Source organism: Rhizobacter sp. P2_H2 (genome assembly GCF_056403375.1).
In genome coordinates this window covers 1-1,413 of the sequence record NZ_JBFUFP010001269.1, presented here as the reverse complement: position 1 = coordinate 1,413, position 1,413 = coordinate 1, and the positions used below count along the sequence as shown (strand labels likewise).

Below are 1,413 nucleotides of genomic sequence, written 5' to 3'. Positions count from 1 at the left end.
GAGAAGTACCGCGTCAGCGTGATGTTCAGCTCGCCGACCGCGGTGCGGGTGCTGAAGAAGCACGATGCCGCGCTGCTGAAGCGGCACGACCTGTCGAGCCTGCGTGCGCTGTTCCTGGCTGGCGAACCGCTGGACGAGCCGACCGCGCACTGGATCGCCGACGGGCTGGGCAAGCCGGTCATCGACAACTACTGGCAGACGGAGACCGGCTGGCCGATCCTGACGATCGCCAATGGCGTCGAGCCGGCGGCCGGCAAGTTCGGCAGCCCGGGCGTGCCGATGTACGGCTACGACGTGAAGCTGATCGACGAGCTGAGCGGCGAGGAGCTGACGCAGCCGAACCAGAAGGGCGTGCTGGTCATCGAAGGGCCGTTGCCTCCGGGCTGCATGCAGACGGTGTGGCGCGACGATGCGCGCTTCGTCGAGACCTACTGGAAGACGATCCCCGGGCGCATGGTCTACAGCACCTTCGACTGGGGCGTGCGCGACGAGGACGGCTACTACTTCATCCTCGGCCGCACCGACGACGTGATCAACGTGGCGGGCCACCGGCTGGGCACGCGCGAGATCGAGGAGAGCATCAGCAGCCACCCGGCGGTGGCCGAGGTGGCGGTGGTGGGCGTGGCCGATGCGCTGAAGGGGCAGGCCGCGATGGCCTTCGTCGTGCTTCGCGACGCGGGGCGTGCGAGCGACGAGGCCGCCCGGCTGCGGCTGGAGGGCGAGGTGATGAAGACGGTCGAGCAGGGGCTGGGCGCGATCGCCCGGCCCTCGCGGGTGCACTTCGTCAGCGCGCTGCCGAAGACGCGCTCCGGCAAGCTGCTGCGCCGCGCGATCCAGGCCGTGTGCGAGCACCGCGACCCGGGCGACCTGACCACCATCGAGGATCCGACCGCGCTGCAGCAGATCCGCGAGAGGGTGGGGTCAGAGCACCTCTGACGCGAAGTCGGCGAGGCGCGAGCGCTCGCCGCGCGCCAGCGTGACGTGCCCCGAATGCGGCCAGCCCTTGAAGCGGTCGACCGCGAAGGTCAGGCCCGAGCTGCCCTCGGTCAGGTACGGCGTGTCGATCTGCGCCAGGTTGCCCAGGCACACGATCTTCGTGCCGGGGCCGGCGCGCGTGATCAGCGTCTTCATCTGCTTGGGCGTCAGGTTCTGCGCCTCGTCGATGATCACGAACTTGTTCAGGAAGGTGCGCCCGCGCATGAAGTTCAGGCTCTTGATCTTGATCTTGCTGCGCACCAGGTCGTTGGTGGCCGCGCGGCCCCATTCGCCGGCGGCGCCGTCGGTCTTCGACAGCACCTCGAGGTTGTCGTCGAGCGCGCCCATCCACGGCGACATCTTCTCTTCCTCGGTGCCCGGCAGGAAGCCGATGTCCTCGCCGACCGGCACCGTCACGCGCGTCACGATGATCTCGGT

General features: G+C 69.0%; 2 protein-coding genes. One reads left to right on the top strand and one right to left on the bottom strand.

What is annotated here, in order from left to right; translation table 11 throughout:
• The coding region (locus tag AC1D15_RS32245; RefSeq protein ID WP_477829265.1) for an AMP-binding enzyme at nucleotides 1-936 on the top strand (936 nt) is incomplete at its 5' end.
• On the opposite strand, the gene AC1D15_RS32240 is transcribed toward AC1D15_RS32245, so the two are convergent.
• Nucleotides 922-1,413, bottom strand: a 492-nt coding sequence (locus AC1D15_RS32240; protein ID WP_477829264.1) for a PhoH family protein, incomplete at its 5' end; no start/stop codon positions are given. The genes AC1D15_RS32245 and AC1D15_RS32240 overlap by 15 nt on opposite strands.